Below are 16,406 nucleotides of genomic sequence, written 5' to 3'. Positions count from 1 at the left end.
GGGCACAGCTTGACCTGCTCAGTTGGAGCGAACGGCGAGGGTGCTCGCTCGCGGCGGAAACCGACCCTGCCCACGCCCCGACATCATCACCCACCACCGTGGCGACGACCTCGTGTTGGCCTCGGACGCACCATCGTCACCGGGCAGTGTCAATGGTCAGTTTTTCCTCCCCGTAGGCGGCCAGATGTTCTCCCCGCTGGCGGCCAAGCGGACGTCCCCGCTCACGGCCAGATATTTCCCCGCCTGGGTAGGACTCAGATCAACGCAACGGCCTGACCCCCTGTCCGGAGGTAGCTTGGGCGAGCCGGAAGCTGTCACCTTGGGTGACGACGACGTGCGCGTGGTGCAGGAGCCGGTCGACCGTGGCGGTGGCCAGGGTTTTCGGCATGATCTCGTCGAATCCTGAGGGGTGCAGGTTCGAGCTCACGGCTAGCGCGCGGCGTTCGTAGGCGGCGTCGACCAGCCGGTAGAACCCTTCAGCTGCGTCGGGGCTGACCGGCAGCAGCCCGATGTCGTCAATGATGATCAAGTCGGTGCGGATCAGCCGGGCCAGGGCTCGGGTGATGGAGTCGTCGACCCGGTGCCGGCGCACGAGTGCGCCTAGGTCTTCGATGGTGAACCAGGCGACGGTCAGCCCCGCTTCGATCGCAGCTTGGCCGAGGGCTTCGCAGAAGTGTGATTTGCCGGTCCCGGACGGTCCGCAGATGCAGAGGTTTTCCTTGTTCCGCACCCATTCCAGGGTCTTCAGCGAGTCTTGGGTGGGGCGGGCGATGGAGGAGGCTTGCTCGTCCCAGTCGCCGAAGGTCTTGCCTGCGGGGAACGCGGCGCGTTTGCGCCGCGTTCGCAGGTTCGCGGCGTCGCGGCCGGCGGCTTCCTCGGCGAGCAGGACCCGCACGACCTCGGCCGGGTCCCAGCGTTGTGCCTTCGCGGTCGGGATCAGGTCGGTCAACGCGCGCCGCAGGTGCGGCAGTTTCAGCCGTTTCGTCAGCGCGACGGCTTCGGCGAGGGGGTCACCGGCGGGGCCGGCGACGCGCAGTCCAGAGGTCATCACACGTCACTTTCAGAGTCGTTGTCGCTGGTGGGGAGGCCGAAGCTGGACCAGGCCGAGGTGCCCGGCTGGAGGCTGTGGTCCTCACTGGCCCGCGAGGGTTCGGCGGTGTCGCGGCCGGTGTTGTGGGTCAGGATGCGGATCAGGTCGTTCTCGGCGAACCGCCCGGCGATCGCCGCGATCCCCAGCGCCCGATCAACCTCCTCGGCGGGATGCAGCTTCGCCAGGGTGACTGCTTCGGCCATCTTCGGGCGGATCCGACGCGCGCCGGTGGCCGCGGCCTCGGTCAACCAGGCTGCCGCGCCGCTGCCCAGCGCCAGGAACGCCGCCTCCTCCGCCGAGCTGGCTCGCGGGGTCCGGTCGCCGTGGTGATCGGGGCGTGGTGGGTAGTGCTCGTCCTTGATCGACGGGTTGCCCGGTGTCGAACGAGCGTGCCGGGCGACCTCGGCGGGGCCGTTGTCATCGACCGAGGTGACGATCAGGTCGTCGCCGTGGAAGCGGACCCAGACCCGGGTGTCGACCAGCTGGTGCGGCACCGAATACCGCACGCCCTCAACGGAGACGGTGCCGTCCCAGTTGACGCGCCGGGTGGTGCCGAACGCGACAGTGAACGGCTTACGGGTCAAGGGATGCAGCCGTTGGCGTTCCTCCGCGAGCGCTTCAACGGGGCGGCGGTGGGTCTCGCGGTGCGGCCGGTCGTTGACCTGCTCACAGAACTCCCGGCAGGCTGTCTCGAGCTCGCCGAAGCTGCGGTACTCCTCCAGCAGGTTGGTGTCGGTGGGCACCAGATCGGCCTTCGCGATCCGGACCGTCGCCTCCGACCCGCCCTTGGTCTGCGGGTCCGCCGGGATGCAGGTGCGGATCGTCATCCCGTAGTGCCGGCCCACTTCGACGATGTCGGGGTTGCGGACCGCGATCGCCGCGATATGGTCCACCGACACTGTCTTTTCGTTGTCGGTCAACGCATACGTCGGAACACCGCCGATTCGTCGCAGGGTGGTGTCCAGGCACGCCACGATCGTCGGCAGGGTCTTGTCCATCACCGGGATCACCACCCGAAACCGCGACCACGCCAGCCACGCACACCACAGCTGCGTCTGCCTACCGGCGATTTTCGGTCCGTGGCCCCAATCCCACTGCAACCACAGTCCGGGCTCCACGATCCACGGCCGGAACACTCGCCGCTGACCGGCCCGCAACCGCTGTTTCACCTGCGCCACCACCCGTCGGGTGGTGCGTTCACCTCCGGTGAAGCCCATCGCGGTGATCCGCTGATGCACCACATCAGCGCGGACCCGGCCGTTGGAGCGCACCACCAGCTCCTCGATCTTCGGCAGGTACTCGTCGATCGGGCGAACGCGGTGCTCCCGCGCGACCGGTGCTTCACCGGCCTCCCGCAGGGCTACATACCGCGCGACGGTGTGGTGGTCACACCCCGCGAGCTCCGCCGCGGCGCGGTAACTCCCCGTGAGGTCATACGCCTCGAGGATCTCCATGATCTCCCTGCTGCTCTTCACGTCGCGCAGCCTTGCCGCACGACATCCCGGACGATCTACCGGGGAGATATCTGGCCGTCCACGGGGAACCCGGTGGCCATCAGCGGGGCCTTATCTGGCCGCCTATGGGGAGTATTCACTGGCCACGGACACCCGACCTCGCGGATGTCGCCGTGCCACCCGACGCGGTCCATACAGCGAACCGCGAAGCTCGATTCGCCGACCTCGATGACGGCTGGATCACCACGGTACCCGGTCGACGAGGGGACTTGTGGTGGTCTCCGGCCAGCCCGGCAGACCTCGTGCGCCAAGATGAGAACACAAAGGGGATCTGGTCACGCGCGGAGCTGACTGGCGCACGCGAGATGTGGACGATCCCGATGACCGTTTCGGTCCCGCCGATACTGGTGATCGCAGGGCAGCAGGACAATTCGTTTCTGCCCCGCAAGTGCGCAGGCCGGGCGATGCCGAGACAACCGGGCCCTCTCAGAACACGAAGCACGCTTTTTCCGACGGGGCACCAGACTAACAACTCACCTTGTCCCCGGCTGGGGACATGTCCTCTCGCCGTCCGCCGAAGCTTCGCGTTATATCCTCGCGTGGCTCGGACATTTGTAAAGCAGCTCGTCACCCTTCACCCGCCTGCATGAACAGAAGTATCGCGGCCGAATCAGTGCCCCGAGCCCGTAAAGTTCACCTCCTAAGGAATGTCTCGTAACTCGTGTTGTGGTTGGTGGGACTGGTGTTGCGGTCAGTCGGGGAGGACGACGTTGTGCAGGTGCGCGATGCCGGAGACGGTGTCGGCGAGCGTGCTCGCCGACAGACGGTAGTCGCGGAGGATCTTGAAGTTCTTCATCCGGGCCAGCACGTGCTCGACGCGGGCACGGACCTTGCGGTGGGTCGCGTTGAGGTCTTCCTTCCAGTCCGGCAACTCGCTGCCGTCACGAGGTTTGCAGTACGGCATGACCACCTCCGGATTACCTTGGTAACCACCATCGGCCATGACCGGCCGGCCGGCGAGTGCCTCGGCGATACCCGAGTCGCGGTACACGGTGCAGTCGTTGCGGCTGCCCAGCCGCGGATCACCGGTAGCGATCACCAGCCTGGTCTCGGCATCGATCGCGACCTGTACGTTGGTGGAGTACCGGTAGTTCTTCGACGGAGTCGCCAGCCGGTGATCCCGGGTCGGGACCAGGGTACCGTCCACGATCGCCACGGAGCCAACCCGGCGTTTGCGGACCGGCGCCAACGCCAGCAGCGGACCGATCGAGTCGATCACCCGGTGCGCCGCCGAATGCGACACCCCGAACAACGGCCCGATCTACCGCATCCTCAGGTTCGTCCACCAGTACGTCGCCACCAGCAGCCCCCGGTCGGCCAGCGGCGACGCCCACTGCCGGCCAGGGCGGCCGTCGGTGATCTCGTCTCCGCCGCGCTGGGCGACCAACCGCACCAGCTTGCGGAACTGGCCCGGTTCCAGCCCGGTGAAGGGGGCAATCCACTCCAGCCGCGACGCCGTGATCACCTGCACCACACCAACATGATCAACTACCGGCCAGTCAGCCCGACACCGGGGTTACGAGACATCCCTTAGGTCAGCTGTCCGGACCCGAGCCAGTTCATCGTGGTACGCGGCCTGCACCGCTTGGATTTGCCTAAATTCGGGACGCCGGCATTGCTGTGCGGTTCCTGAGCGTGCGTACGAGATCAGAATGAGGCCAAGAACTGACATCTGGAAACCCCACAGGCGCTGCCGCTGAACACCACGGCCACGAACAGCCCAGCCTAACACTCGACGTGACAATCCCTTGACACATCAAGGCCAATCTATTGACATCCAGGCCAGCGGCTTGTCCCGGCACGAACACCGCACACGGCGGCGAGCTCTGCAGCCCAAGGTCGGCGATGGACGGTGGTCTCCTGCGGGTGCGCTTCGCCGTCCGACAGATACGCAATTGATCCAGATTTAGGGCAGATCGCTCCGTCTGGGTGGAAACACCGGCGGCTGCTCGCCCTGACGGGTGTTGCTGTGCAAGCGTGTGCGAGCCGACGGTGATCGCCGGCTAACCCGCGACCGACCTTGTCGCGTCGCGCATATCAGCGTCTGTGTCCTGGGAGCGCCCGTGTCTGACCCCTTCACGCTGGCCACCGTCAGCGCCACCGTACTTCCCCAGCTGGTGAAGTTCGTGTTCGAGCAAGCCGGGAAAGTCATGGACAAGCATCGGTCCGCGGCCAAAGCCGACAATGCCGCGACGACCGGCGACCAGCAGTCGAGTGCGCTCGCCGAGCTCGAGCAGTCCACGCAGGTTCTGCGCAAGTACACCGTTGACGGAGCTCAGCCACACACCACCGACCAAGAGTTACTCAACGCATTGGGCTCTGCCTGGCGGCGCATTGAGTCACTGACCGGGCAGCGGCTCGACGTGGCTACCGGGCTCAAACAGCGCGGGGTTCATCTCGAGTTCACCAACGACGACATCGACGGAACTGTCACCGCCATCAAAGCCACCGCGATCACCGACAAGGCCAACGTCAGCATCAGGTTCAACGACAGCGTCGTCCGCCCAGGCGGTGAATACACCGCCATCGAGATTGATGGGCCGATCGGATGAGCCACCCCTACCACCACGGCGACGACGCAACTGGCGACGAGCTGCCACCACCAGCGCCGCACCCTGGCCCGGAGTTCGAGACGGACCAGCCGACGCCGACGCCGCAGCATCCAGCGCACGAGGGCTTCTCGGCATGGCAACCAGCGGCTTCCGCACCCGCCGCACCCGCCATAGACGAGACACCCGTGCCGGAGACCCCAGGTGCCCCCGGGGTGCATCCAACCTTCACCGGCAACCTCAACTTCGGTGAAATGAACGGCGTCAAAGTCGTCAACAAGGTGCAAGCGGCACTCGAGCACCTCAACGCCGACGACGCCTACCTCAACCTCACCCTCCGGCTGTTCGCCCCGCCTGACGAGTTCGACGAAACCTACGCCCGCTGGCGCGACGGGCGTCGGCTGCTCGTGCTCGCCCGCCAGCCGGGCACCGGGCGCACCATGATCGCCCATGCGCTGCTCGCCACAATCCGCGAAGAAAGCCAACGGCAGGTCAACGTCGGCGCACTGCACTTCGGCGGCGGCGAAACCTTCCCGATAGACCGCCTGCCCCCAGCTCACCGCAACTGGGCCTACGTCGTCGAGGTTCCACCCGACGAAGAAGGCTTCACGCTTCGCTCGCGATTGTTCCGCATGACGCTCACCCAGCTCGAGGCCGAACTCAACCGCCGCCAATGTTGGCTGATCTTTTTGATGAGCCCCGAGCAGTGGACTGCTTGCGTCGATGAGACCGTTTCGACCCTGGCAGCCGAGATCGGCGGCGCGGTGCCGACGGAGATCGTACGCAGAGCCCTCGCCGTTCAAGATCCCGCGCTGGACGTCGAACGTTGGCTGGCTGCGGATAAAATCAAGGCCCTGCTCGCTGATCAACCCCCAGCTGAAGTGCTCGACATCGTCGAGTTGATCCGCTCAGCAGCACACGCGACCCCAGGCCAGCTGGTCGCTCTTCAGGAGACTGAGGAAGAAGCAGATCACGCCGAACTCGCCGACGGCGGCGACCGGTGGTTCGCTCGCCGGGTACAGACCGTAGTTGAGGCCAGGAGGAACTGGCGCAAGCAACTGCTGTCCTGGCACCGGCAGCGAGAACGGACAAGCCTCCAACGCAGCTTCCTGCTCGCCGCAGCCGCGCTGCCCTCCGCGCCTGGAGCATACGTCTACGCTTTGGCCAGCAAACTGGAAGGCAAGCTCAGCGGCAAGCAGCAACCCGATCTCGCCGCCCTCAGCGCGCCCGGCATCATCGAACTCGTCGACGCCATCGAAGCTGACCTCGCCGACGACGACACCGTCGTGTTCCGGCACGACGGCTGGGATGACGCCGCACTGCACTACTTCTGGACCGACCGGCCATTCTCCCGCCAGACCTTCCTCACCTGGCTCGCCGAAGCGCCCACCGACACACACCGCAGCACGTTCGAATCCCTCACTAGCGGGCAGCAGCAAGAGCTGGCCGCTCGCATCGCCCGGTTCGCCGTCCACTGGGCAGCACGGCAGCAACGCCCAGAACCGCTCGCTAAACTCGCCAGCACCTGGTATGACTCGACACTCCTGTGGCAGGTCTTCGTCGCCGCGCTCGACGAAGCAGCAACGCAGTCGAGCACCCACCGCTACATCCACTCTATGCTCCTGAACTGGGTGACCAGGAGAAAAGACCTCGCGTTGTGGCGAGCAGTCGCGGAGCAATGCTTGAAACCTGTGGATGGCTGGGAAGGGGGCGTACCTTCCCGGTGACCGGTTGAGGTTTCCAAGCATGGCCGACGCGCCAACGTCGGCCGGGAAGGTACGACCCGATGCTGAGCGTAGTCCCTGATCCTGCTGCTGGTGATGATGGTGCGGCGGGCGGCTCGTCCGTGTCGTCGGTGATCGATGAGCTGGTGCGTGAAGGCGCGCGGCGGATGCTGGCCGAGGCGTTGCAGGCCGAGGTCGAGGCCTATATCGCCCGGTTCGCCGGCGAGCGTGATGAGAACGGGCACCGCCTGGTGGTCCGCAACGGTCACCACGAACCGCGCGAGGTGCTGACCAGCGCGGGCGCGGTGCAGGTGACCGCGCCGCGGGTCAACGACAAGCGCATCGACCCCGACACCGGCGAACGCGAGCGGTTCTCCTCGGCGATCCTGCCGCCGTGGGCACGCAAGACCCCGAAGATCACCGAGGTGCTGCCGCTGCTGTACCTGCACGGCCTGTCCTCGGGGGACTTCGTGCCGGCGCTGGGTCAGTTCCTCGGGTCGGCGAAGGGCCTGTCGGGTCCGGTGATCACGAAGCTGACCGAGCAGTGGAAGGCCGAACAACGCGCCTTCGCCGAACGTGATCTGTCCACTGTGGACTTTGTTTATCTGTGGGCGGACGGGATCCACGTCAACATCCGCCTGGAAGAGCAGAAACTGTGCCTGCTGGTGATGATCGGGGTGCGCGCCGACGGCCGCAAGGAGCTCGTCGCGCTGGCTGACGGGTACCGCGAGTCGGCCGAGTCCTGGGCGGATCTGCTGCGCGATGCCCGCCGCCGCGGGATGCGTGCCCCGGTGCTGGCCGCGGGCGACGGGGCACTGGGGTTCTGGGGCGCGCTGCGGGAGGTGTTTCCCGAGACCCGGGAGCAGCGCTGCTGGTTCCACAAGATCGCCAACGTGCTGGCGGCGCTGCCCAAGTCCGCGCATCCCGGGGCGAAGAAGGCCCTCGCGCAGATCTGGAACGCCGAAGACCGCCGGCACGCCCTGGACGCGGTGAAGGCGTTCGATGCCGCCTACGGCGCGAAGTTCCCCAAGGCCGCCGCCAAGATCACCGACGACATTGACGTGCTGCTGGCGTTCTACGACTATCCGGCCGAGCACTGGATCCACCTGCGGACCACGAACCCGATCGAGTCAACCTTCGCCACCGTGCGGCACCGCACCAAGGTCACCAAGGGTCCTGGCTCCCGCGCGGCGGGGTTGGCGATGGCATTCAAGCTCATCGAAGCGGCCCAGGCTCGCTGGCGCGCGGTCAACGCGCCCCACCTGGTCGCCCTCGTCCGTGCCGGCGCACGGTTCGAGGCAGGCAAACTCGTCGAACGCCCCACCGAACACACCCCACCCGCAGCCGCCTAAAAGATCTTCATCCACAGGTCTTGACTATTGCTCGCAGTCGCGGAAGTCTGCGGCCTTGAATTCGGCCGCCGCCACACCGGCAAGGCGCTGCGCAGGCTCAAGCATGTCGCCGCTATCGCCGACCCGGAGATCGAACAGGCTGTCCAACGCAGCGTGATCACCCTGTGGGACGACACATCCGTGCGCGAGACACTCTTCGACACAGTCATCGGCTGGTGTGAAAACCCGGCCACCACCTCGGTCGCCTACCGAGCGTTCAGCGCGCTCGCCGCGAAGACCGACCACGACCAGATCACACCCACGCTCCTCGCCCGAGGCGACCAAGCCGGCTTCACTCCCTCCGCCGCGGACCTGGCAACAGGCTGGTCAGTGCTGCTATCACCGCAGGGCAGCAAAGAAGCCGAACAACTCGTCCTCGCGACCGTGCACCAATGGCTCGACGTCGCACTGCGGCAACACCAACTGCAAGATGACGTGCTCAGTCTCCTTCGCAACGCGGTAAACCACCCTGAAGAACCCGGCGTCATCTCACCGCGCGAACGCTTGCGCCACTACTTGTTCACGTGGCTCGAAGCCTCCGACGGCACCGACACCACCGAACGCAACGACATCTACCTCCGTCTAAGCAAGCTCTTCGACGGCGACTTCTCCCGCCGGCTCACCGGCGACGACAGTGCCGGCGGAACGGATCACGTGGCATGAACTGGAGCGTGGCGCGCTGGGACAGCCTGCGGGACTACGTGGGGCGCGACTACTACCCAAGCGCCGACAAGGGCATCGGATTCAAAGTGGCGTTGACCGTCCGGGCGCGTGTCTCAACACGGCGCGGCCAACTGCCCCCTGACCCGCTCGACCTCGTCGTCCCAGCCGCCGACCGAATCATCCGGCCAGCGGCTGCGGGCGTCAGCGCGCTGCGCTGCAACTACCTGCAGCACACGATCGCCAGCGAACTGGCCGAGCTGACCTCCCTGTCGACCAAACATGTCCGAATCAGCGACGTCTACTCCCGGGTCACCCTCGACGACGATGCCGCCGAGCAAGCCCGCGACGCGCAGAGGATGCGCCACGACCTCGAACTCGACGAACTCGCCAGACAGCAAGCGCGCGCTCGAGCCCAGTTCATCCGCGACGAATGCCTCGCCGACCCCGCCACCGCGCGCATCTACACACTCCTAGAGAAATCCTCGCGGCTGGGTGAGCTAGCCGGTGTGCTCGACCGAGGCGATCTTGTGGCTGAGGTGGCGCAGTGGCATGAGCAGGCCAGGCCCGTGGTCATCACTCAGGCGGTTATCGATTTCTTTGGCCGGCTGACACCAGGTCAGAGCTATGAGATCGTCGACCGCTTTATCGCGATGGTGCGCGGTTTCGGCGCGACTGAACTCGCCGACCAGCTGCAGAGCGCCAACACCCGGTCGGAGAACGGGGATCTGCGTCAGAGAACGGATCTGTGTGAGGACCGGTCCCACCTCCGACCAGCCAATCAGCAACAGCAGGCCGACAGCATCGAACAATGACCTTCCCACCTCGCCGGCGATCAACGGCTCCGCGACGTTGAATGCCAACGTCACCACACTCGAGGCCAACAGCAGCCGCCGAGCCAGCTGGATCACCTCAGCAGGAACGCCCCGCACCGACAGGGACCGAATCGCGAGCAGCAGCCCGACCACCGACAGATCCACCGCAGGCGCCACCAGCGGCGCAGCCCAGGCCGGTACCACCAGCCGGAGGGTCAACGTAAGCACGTTCCCGAACCGAACAAGAAGGTCAGAGCCACGATGATCCCCACGATCAGCGTGACCACTGACAGGACTGGGCCGCGTCCCCTCGCTCGGGCTCAACACAGCAACCAACCTGCCCCGGCGTCCACACTACGAACCACGGTCGACCTGCACGAACATCTCGACAAGATCCGGCACGGACGTGCCCGAGAAGTGCCCGAGAGGTCTCGTACCCGTCGACAGAATGCGGTATAGTCCGATACAAGTGATGGCCGGTGACCAGTCGAAAAGGTCTTGTCCGACATCACTCGGCACCGCCCGACAGCCCAAAACGCGTTCTCTTAACCAGCGGGTTCGGGGTTCGAGTCCCTGATGGCGCACCTCTCTGAACCGAAGCCCACCTGCGGGTATCCTTGATCACGAGGACCTTGCCGGTGGGCTTCGATCATGGGTGGGACCAGCGGGAGACCGAATGCGGCCGGCCCCGCGGGGCACCCGGTCCTCTTAGGACGCCCATAGGGCGTAGCCGCGGCGGCGACGTCCGATTTCCACCGTCTCAACGCCTCTGACATCTCGTGGAGCCGAAATCAGGCACAAGGCGGCCATCCGTTCACTATTGCAAATTCGGGCCGCGAGTGATCAACGAGCTGGGTTGGGGACTGCCGCCGACGGTCAACTACGACTCGCTTCGATCTACGGTCTCCATCTCCCTTGTAGGCGGTTCGGCTGCGTCGACGATCTTCTCAAGGTTCTCAGAGCAGCTGGCGCGGGGGAGGCCTTTCTACACACGGATCTTGCGAGCCGACTTCCGCGTCGACCCAGGCCTGCGGTTCTTCTTCGTCCCGTAGTGACGTGTCGCTTTCCGGGAGTGGCGGCGGACCTTCTTCGCCGTCCGTCGTGCCGCTTTCATGACCAGATTGGCGGTGGCTTCGGCGGCCCGGTGCGCCAGGCAGGGCAGCACACTGGTGTAGGTATCGGCGGTCAGCACAATGCTCGAATGCCCCAGCATCGCCTGCACCACCTTCAGGTCATTCCCAGCGGCTAGCGACAGGCTCGCCGCACCATGACGAAGGTCATGCAGCCGAACCGGCGGCAGATCCGCCTCAGCGACGAGCCTGCGGAACGCGTGGGTGACGTAGCCCGGACTCATCGGATTCCCGTACCGGTTGACGAACAAGAACCCGGTCAACGCCGCACCAGCCGGCAGCCGACGTCTCCGCTCGGCACGCAAAGATCGCAGCGCAGATACCGAAATACTGTCCAGTGCGAGGACACGGACGCTGCTCTCAGTTTTCGGCGGACAGATCACGGTCCGGCCATTATGGTCCTGCACCTGGTGCGACACCTGCAGCACTCGGGCGTCCAGATCGATATCGCACCACCGCCACCGCAACCCCGCCGCTTCACCCCGACGCAGCCCAAGCAGCGCGACAAGCAGGTACAGCACATGCAACGGGTGCTCGAAGCTACTCTCCAGGAACGCCGCAGTCTGCGTCACAGTCCAGACCGCCACGGCCGGGCGCTCGCCGGTCTGGCGCCAATGCGCTTCCCCGCCTTCGGTCCACACCACAGCACGCGGCCGACGCCCGGAGGGAAGCTCGACCCAATGCGCCGGGTTCCGATCGAGCAGTCCCCGGCGGATCGCACCGTTGAGCGCGGCATGCAAAACGCCGCGGATGCGCTGCAGCGTCGCGTAAGACAAGGGCCGGGCGCGGCTCGAGTTAGTGCGGATCAACGCCGCGAACATGGCCTGCACCCGCGCGACCGTCAACGACCGCAACGGAACACTCCCCAGATAGGGCTTGAGGTAGTCGCGAACGTGCTGGGTATAGAGCCGCCGAGTGGAGAAGCTCAGGTTCTGGCGCATCTCCAACCAGATATCCAGCCACTGCCCGACGGTGACCACGACCGTGGCCGGGTCGATATCGTCGCCGAGCAGGTACCCCCGCGCTTGTTCCGCGGCAGCACGCGACGGGAACCCGCCACGCCGCACCCGATGCCGCTGCCCATCGCGGCCCACCGGCAGCTCCAGCGAGAAGTACCACGAACCATGGCCACGTTCGCCCAGCCGCGGGCAGCGGACACCGAGCCGGTGTCCGTCAACCGCATCCTTGCAGCTGCAACGCTTGTACACGCCACCCTGTCGAGCCATCGCAACCTCCTCAACGACCCCTGGAGGACAGGGTCCGCTCCCCGGCTACGCCGCCGCAACCTAGTCAGCCGGACTGCTCAACGTCGTTCTGGGCGTTCCTTCGTCGGTGACTGACCCGATCAAAATTCGCATCCCGGACCGACTGGGCTTGAGGCCGACAGCCCAGCCCCATGGCTGTGGCCGAGGCCGGCGCAGTCGGGGCGAATCCCGGGCTGAGCGGCCCGTCGAATGGAACACCTGAGGGACGTGTCGCCACCAGCCGGTCACCACGCAGGCCAAGAGCTTGATCATGCTGCTGCCTGGGCTGGCAGCTCCGAAGAGGCGTTCACAGCATTACGCGACGGTCACTGCGGTGGTGACCGACGTCCGACGAGGGCGGCCCGGCGCAGCATTCGACTGAACAGCGCCGCCAGCCCACTCGAACGGCGGCTGCACCGCCGCGCAGGCAACGCCGATGATCACCTCGTGGACAACCAGCCAGCTCGCCCGAACAACCGAACGCTGACGGTCGTCGTCACCGTCCTGGCCGTCGCGACGGAAGCCGCATCGGCCGTGCTGACCGTGCCGCCGTTCCGGTGGGCGATGGCTCCGCTCGACGGTCCGTTCTACGACGTGGTCGGCGGGTTCGTCTGGCCACTGGTGATGCGCCCCGGGTTCTGTCCAGGCTCTGATCTCAGGGAGGATGCAGAGCATGCCGGCACCGAAGAAGTACAGCGACGAGCTGCGTGAGCGGACGACGCGGATGGCATTGGACGCGATCATGGCCGAGGGTCAGCGGATGGCGGCGATCCGCCGGGTCGCAGGCCAGTTGGACGTGCACCCGGAGGCGTTGCGGACGTGGGTCAAGCGCGCCGAGATCGACGCCGGCACGGCGCCCGGCCGCACGAGCGATGATGCCGTGCGGATCGCCGAGCTGGAACGCGAGGTGCGCGAGTTGCGGCGGGCGAACGAGATCTTGAAGACGGCCTCAGCGTTTTTCGCCGCTGCGGAGCTCGACCGCAAAATCAAGTAGCGCCTGACGATTCCACGCCTCGGCGGGAGGTTCCGCTCGCGGTGGTCGTCGACTATATCGACGGCCACCGCGAGCGGGTTGTCGAGGGGAAGAATTTCGGGGTCGAGTCGATCTGCGCAGTCTTGAACGATGCGGATGTGCGGATCGCCCCGAGAACCTTCTGGGCAGCCAAGAAGCGCACACCGTCGAAACGTGCCGTGCGGGACGCGGAACTGCTCACGGCGATCGAGCGCGTGTTCCGCGAGAATTACGGCGTCTACTGAGCGCGGAAAGTACACGCGCAACTCAACCGTGAGGGAATCCGCGTGGCTCGCTGCACGGTCGAGCGGCTGATGCGCCAGAAGGGCCTGCAGGGCCTGCGGCGAGGCAGGCGGCCCAGGACCACTATCGCTGCTGCCTCGCCTTCGCCGGCGGACCTGGTCGACCGCCGCTTCACTGCCGACCGGCCGAACCGGCTCTGGGTAGCGGACATCACCTATATCCGGACGTTTTCGGGGTGGGTGTATGCCGCGTTCGTCATCGATGTGTTCTCGAGAATGGTCGTGGGCTGGCAGGTGTCGACCTCGTTGCACACGAATATCGCCCTGGACGCGCTGGAGATGGGGATCTGGGCCAGGAAACGGGCCGGACAAGACGTGACCGGACTTGTCCATCATTCCGATCGCGGAGTTCAATATCGAGCTATTCGTTATACCGAGCGCTTGGCGGAATCAGCAGTGGTCGCCTCGGTCGGTTCGCGCAGAGATTCCTACGATAACGCAATGGCCGAGGCATTCAATTCACTGTTCAAGGGAGAGTTGATCCATAACCCTGTTGCCTGTGGTCGTGGTTGGCAATCAGTTCGCGATGTTGAGATCGCCGTGGCCGAATATGTCGACTGGTACAACCATCGCCGTGTCCACGGCGATCTCGGCCAGCGCACTCCAGCCCAGACCGAAGCCGGCCACCAAGCGTCACGTTCCGATCAGTCCTTCGAGCCTGTCCGGGCTCGGTGACAGACAACGAGACCTGCACCAGACCCGGGGCGCATCAGACCTACGATCTCAACAAAAGAGATCATTGATAGTTCGTTCATTGCTGCAGAGCATTTCATCTGCGAGGTGACGAGCCGGGGCCACCACACTCAGATCCGCGGAGCACGACATTCTGGCCACGGCCGAGGTCGAGAGACATGCGCACGTCGTCATATCGGTCGTTGCCAACTTCGATGACGTTAGGCTGCCGACCCCACTCGCGAAATCCGAGCTGCTCGTAGAGTTCAATTGCGCCATGATTATTACCGCGGACTCCGAGCGCTAAGGTCTCGATTCCGGCCTTCCTCGCACTGTCGATGAGAGCAGTGACGATCAAGCTGCCGAGCCCCAGCCCACGTGCCTGGGGGTGAGCCATCACTTTCTCGATGTCAGCGGAGTGCGCAAACACAGCGTCGAGTCGACGCCTCCAGAGGCCGATGGCTCCGACGCGCCGGTCGACGAGCGCGACCGCAAGAGCTGCGGTCCCAGCGCGCCCAGCATCAAGTACCTCGTCCAACCAGGCTACGACCTCGGCACTTGTAGGCGGCGATAGATAGCCGATGGCGCCTCCGCTCGCAGCGACGTCGTGCAGTACGCGGTGGACCTCGGCGCGCAGCTGAGCGTCGGCGCGAGTAGGCCACAGCAGTTCGATCTTCGACGGCATAGTTGGTCATTCTTACAGTCCAAGCGGTCGTCACGCGCGCAGCCCCGGGACACGTTCAATACCCGGCAGGCCACCGCGACGTCGATACCTTCCGCGGCAAGTTCACAGACCAGCGGGAAGGTTACTTTGGGAGGATGTTCTCCCGCGCGAAGTACGCCGCCGCGCGTTTCAGGATCTCATTCTCCATCTCAAGCTGCCGGTTCTTCCGGCGCAGCTCGGCAAGTTCCTTCTTCTCCGCACTGGTCAGCTTCGTAGCCGAACCGTTCTCGTCGGCGTCGGCCTGGGCCATCCAGTTACGCAGGCAGGACTCGCTGATACCCAGGTCCTTGGCCAGCGCAGCGATCGGTTTGTCGCCCATACGGGCCAGCTCGACGGCGCGCTGACGGAACTCAGGCGGGTGTGGTGCAGGCATCGGAACATCCTCCCTGGTGACCATCGGTCACCTCAGGTTAGGTGTTCGGACAACCGGGGAAGCTCAGCCCACGTCCGGGGACCGGTGCGTTCGGCCTACCCTGGCGATTATGAGGATCGTCGCGTGGGGGGCGCTGTGCACCGTCTGCCTCGCCTCCGGTCACGCGCTGCTCGGCACACTCGGCCTGCTGCTGCTCGCCGCCGTCCACGGCGGCACCACCCGCACCGACCGGCCCCGCCCGCGCACCGGCGGCGTGCCTGCGCCACTGCCGTACGACCGGCCGCGGCCCCGCACCCCCAGCACCCCCGGCTGACGTCAGCCGGCAAGTTCCCGGGGCGCTCCAGCAGTGCATGGCGCGTAGCACCGCGCACTCCATAGCCGCTGTGAGCTGCCCGTAACAACACTTTCATGATCACCTTTTCGGGTGCGCCGTACTGCCAGGTCCGACCCTCAATGCGAAGGTGATCTTGAAACGGGGTGTGCGGGAAGGAGCCGGGGCGTGGACACCGTGGTGGGGCGGATGATTCCGATGACGATCCTCGCGCTGCCCGGCGCCCTGATCCTATGGGTGGCGCTCGCGGCGTGGCGGCGACGCCGGGCACCCGCGCTGGCCGCGGTGTTCACCGCCGGGCTGGACACCGCCATCCTGCTGGTCGCCGGGCTGGTCGCCGTCCTGGTGTCCGCCCCGGTCGCCGGCGGGCACACCAGCACCCTGCACCTGCTTCCCGGCCAGGACCTCACCGACCTGTTCAACGCCGACGATGCTGACGCGGTGTGGCAGGTCGCCGGGAACCTGGTGCTGCTGTCCCCGCTCGGCGCGCTGTGCCCGCTGCGGATCCGCGCGCTGCGCCCGCTCACCCGGCTCACGCTGGCAGCCGTGGCCGTGTCGATCACCATCGAGACCGTGCAGTACCTGATCCACGCCGGGCGGGTCACCTCCACCGACGACGTGCTGCTCAATACAATCGGCGCCACCGCCAGCGCCCGCCTCGCCCGCAGCCTCTGGACCACCACACACCCGATCCCGCACCCCCGCCGCACCCGCGACAGCAGCATCCCCGACCCCGACCCCGCCTACGCCACCGACCACTAACCCCCGCACTCGCGTCGCGGCGGTGAGGCGCCGGGGCTCAGGGTGGCCTAGCGCGACGCCCGCCGTGGCCCAGTTGCCGCGCAGAATGTCCAGATAGGACCGGGCCTGCGGGC

The 16,406-nt window shown here is 66.0% G+C and carries 13 protein-coding genes and 2 pseudogenes; 9 read left to right on the top strand and 6 right to left on the bottom strand.

The window, feature by feature from the left end; translation table 11 throughout:
* Positions 1-259: 259 nt before the first annotated feature.
* From istB to OG738_RS22005, 3 genes and pseudogenes are all read right to left on the bottom strand, one after another.
* On the bottom strand, positions 260-1,048 hold the full coding sequence (gene istB / locus OG738_RS22015) for an IS21-like element helper ATPase IstB (protein ID WP_325021275.1): 789 nt from the start codon (positions 1,046-1,048) through the stop codon (positions 260-262).
* Complete coding sequence (gene istA, locus OG738_RS22010; RefSeq protein WP_329045635.1) at positions 1,048-2,565, bottom strand: IS21 family transposase; 1,518 nt, start codon at positions 2,563-2,565, stop codon at positions 1,048-1,050. The genes istB and istA overlap by 1 nt, the downstream gene beginning before the upstream one ends.
* A 730-nt stretch (positions 2,566-3,295) precedes the next feature.
* Positions 3,296-4,075: pseudogene (locus OG738_RS22005) on the bottom strand (transposase family protein).
* Between the two features lie 592 nt (positions 4,076-4,667).
* Here OG738_RS22005 and OG738_RS22000 point away from each other — a divergent pair.
* Genes OG738_RS22000 through OG738_RS21980 form a run of 5 tightly spaced genes read left to right on the top strand, consistent with a single transcriptional unit; the run spans position 4,668 to position 9,743 of the window.
* Positions 4,668-5,156: a hypothetical protein gene (locus OG738_RS22000; protein ID WP_329056268.1), complete on the top strand. Its 489-nt coding sequence runs from the start codon at positions 4,668-4,670 to the stop codon at positions 5,154-5,156.
* On the top strand, positions 5,153-6,880 hold the full coding sequence (locus OG738_RS21995; RefSeq protein WP_329056267.1) for a hypothetical protein: 1,728 nt from the start codon (positions 5,153-5,155) through the stop codon (positions 6,878-6,880). Before OG738_RS22000 ends, OG738_RS21995 begins: the two co-directional genes overlap by 4 nt.
* A gap of 59 nt (positions 6,881-6,939) precedes the next feature.
* Positions 6,940-8,229, top strand: coding sequence for an IS256 family transposase (locus OG738_RS21990; RefSeq protein ID WP_329056239.1), 1,290 nt, complete (start codon positions 6,940-6,942; stop codon positions 8,227-8,229).
* Between the two features lie 27 nt (positions 8,230-8,256).
* Complete coding sequence (locus OG738_RS21985; RefSeq protein ID WP_329056266.1) at positions 8,257-8,931, top strand: hypothetical protein; 675 nt, start codon at positions 8,257-8,259, stop codon at positions 8,929-8,931.
* Entirely contained in the window at positions 8,928-9,743 is an 816-nt protein-coding gene (locus OG738_RS21980; protein ID WP_329056265.1) for a hypothetical protein, read from the top strand. The genes OG738_RS21985 and OG738_RS21980 overlap by 4 nt, the downstream gene beginning before the upstream one ends.
* A gap of 985 nt (positions 9,744-10,728) precedes the next feature.
* On the opposite strand, the gene OG738_RS21975 is transcribed toward OG738_RS21980, so the two are convergent.
* Positions 10,729-12,099 carry a tyrosine-type recombinase/integrase gene (locus OG738_RS21975; RefSeq protein WP_329056264.1) on the bottom strand — a complete coding sequence of 457 codons (1,371 nt, stop codon included), beginning with the start codon at positions 12,097-12,099 and terminating at the stop codon, positions 10,729-10,731.
* Positions 12,100-12,564: 465 nt separating this feature from the next.
* Here OG738_RS21975 and OG738_RS21970 point away from each other — a divergent pair, with 465 nt between their 5' ends.
* Together OG738_RS21970 and OG738_RS21965 are read left to right on the top strand one after the other, a co-directional pair.
* Positions 12,565-12,828 carry a hypothetical protein gene (locus tag OG738_RS21970; RefSeq protein WP_329056263.1) on the top strand — a complete coding sequence of 88 codons (264 nt, stop codon included), beginning with the start codon at positions 12,565-12,567 and terminating at the stop codon, positions 12,826-12,828.
* Positions 12,791-14,106, top strand: a pseudogene (locus OG738_RS21965) (IS3 family transposase). The gene OG738_RS21970 and the pseudogene OG738_RS21965 overlap by 38 nt, the downstream one beginning before the upstream one ends.
* Positions 14,107-14,200: 94 nt before the next feature.
* On the opposite strand, the gene OG738_RS21960 reads toward OG738_RS21965, so the two are convergent.
* A complete protein-coding gene (locus OG738_RS21960; protein WP_329056262.1) occupies positions 14,201-14,788 on the bottom strand; it encodes a GNAT family N-acetyltransferase in 588 nt (195 codons plus the stop codon).
* A 121-nt stretch (positions 14,789-14,909) separates the two neighbouring features.
* Entirely contained in the window at positions 14,910-15,224 is a 315-nt protein-coding gene (locus tag OG738_RS21955; RefSeq protein WP_329056261.1) for a transposase, read from the bottom strand.
* Between the two features lie 85 nt (positions 15,225-15,309).
* On the opposite strand from OG738_RS21955, the gene OG738_RS21950 reads away from it, so the two are divergent.
* Positions 15,310-15,513 carry a hypothetical protein gene (locus OG738_RS21950; protein ID WP_329056260.1) on the top strand — a complete coding sequence of 68 codons (204 nt, stop codon included), beginning with the start codon at positions 15,310-15,312 and terminating at the stop codon, positions 15,511-15,513.
* A gap of 186 nt (positions 15,514-15,699) precedes the next feature.
* Complete coding sequence (locus tag OG738_RS21945; RefSeq protein WP_329056259.1) at positions 15,700-16,293, top strand: VanZ family protein; 594 nt, start codon at positions 15,700-15,702, stop codon at positions 16,291-16,293.
* The last annotated feature ends 113 nt before the right edge of the window (positions 16,294-16,406 follow it).

Source organism: Amycolatopsis sp. NBC_01488 (assembly GCF_036227105.1).
Taxonomy (GTDB): Bacteria; Actinomycetota; Actinomycetes; order Mycobacteriales; family Pseudonocardiaceae; genus Amycolatopsis.
Note: the sequence above shows the minus strand (reverse complement) of the source record. Positions and strands in the feature narration are given on the sequence as shown.

Bases quoted from the DNA above. Each gene is read 5' to 3' on its own strand.
- istB (WP_325021275.1), bottom strand. From the start codon at position 1,048: ATGACCTCTGGACTGCGCGTCGCCGGCCCCGCCGGTGACCCCCTCGCC.
- OG738_RS21995 (WP_329056267.1), top strand. From the start codon at position 5,153: ATGAGCCACCCCTACCACCACGGCGACGACGCAACTGGCGACGAGCTG.
- OG738_RS21990 (WP_329056239.1), top strand. From the start codon at position 6,940: ATGCTGAGCGTAGTCCCTGATCCTGCTGCTGGTGATGATGGTGCGGCG.
- OG738_RS21980 (WP_329056265.1), top strand. From the start codon at position 8,928: ATGAACTGGAGCGTGGCGCGCTGGGACAGCCTGCGGGACTACGTGGGG.
- OG738_RS21975 (WP_329056264.1), bottom strand. From the start codon at position 12,099: ATGGCTCGACAGGGTGGCGTGTACAAGCGTTGCAGCTGCAAGGATGCG.
- OG738_RS21960 (WP_329056262.1), bottom strand. From the start codon at position 14,788: ATGCCGTCGAAGATCGAACTGCTGTGGCCTACTCGCGCCGACGCTCAG.
- OG738_RS21955 (WP_329056261.1), bottom strand. From the start codon at position 15,224: ATGGTCACCAGGGAGGATGTTCCGATGCCTGCACCACACCCGCCTGAG.
- OG738_RS21950 (WP_329056260.1), top strand. From the start codon at position 15,310: ATGAGGATCGTCGCGTGGGGGGCGCTGTGCACCGTCTGCCTCGCCTCC.